The organism is Polaromonas sp. P1_G4 (assembly GCF_056405475.1).
In genome coordinates, this window is record NZ_JBFUCA010001005.1 from 1 (window position 1) to 693 (window position 693).

Below are 693 nucleotides of genomic sequence, written 5' to 3' on the forward strand. Positions count from 1 at the left end.
GCCCACTTGTGCGACGTAGGGGGGGCGCAGGCGGGGCATGCCGCGTTTGCCTTCGATGGATTCGATCATGGCCGACTCTTCGCCGCAGATGTAGGCGCCGGCGCCGCGGCGCAGCTCGATCTCTGGCATGCCGACCATCAGTGGGTCCAGGCGCAGCCTGGTCAGTTCGGCTTGCAGCATGTTGCGGCAGCCGTGGTATTCATCGCGCAGGTAAACGTAAACCTTCTCGATGCCGACAGCCCAGGCGGCGATCAGCATGCCCTCGAGGAAACGGTGCGGGTCACGCTCCAGGTAGACGCGGTCCTTGAAGGTGCCGGGCTCGCCTTCGTCGATATTCACCGCCATCAGGCGTGGGCCTTTTTCGGCACGCACGATGCGCCACTTGCGGCCTGAAGGAAAGCCGGCGCCACCCAGCCCACGAAGGCCGGAGTCTTCCATGGTCTTGAGAACCGATTCGACATCGCGTTCGCCCGAAATGCAGTGCTTGAGCAAAGCGTAACCACCGGCTGACTGGTAAGTGGGCAGGTCGATAAAGCCGTCAGGAACGTGCTGCACAGTTGCTGCTGCGACGGTCGCCATTACGGTCTCGCAGCTGGCAWTGGGTACCGGGTTTTGTCCCACCACGACTGCTGGCGCCTGCTCGCAGCGGCCTATGCAAGGTGCGGCAATGACCCGGACTTCGCGGCCGAGCAA

The 693-nt window shown here is 63.6% G+C and carries 1 protein-coding gene; it reads right to left on the reverse strand.

All coding sequences use genetic code 11. The features are described from left to right. Positions 1–693 (reverse strand): NADH-quinone oxidoreductase subunit NuoF family protein (locus AC1D1X_RS25035; protein WP_477699593.1); only part of this gene is annotated, 693 nt, incomplete at both ends.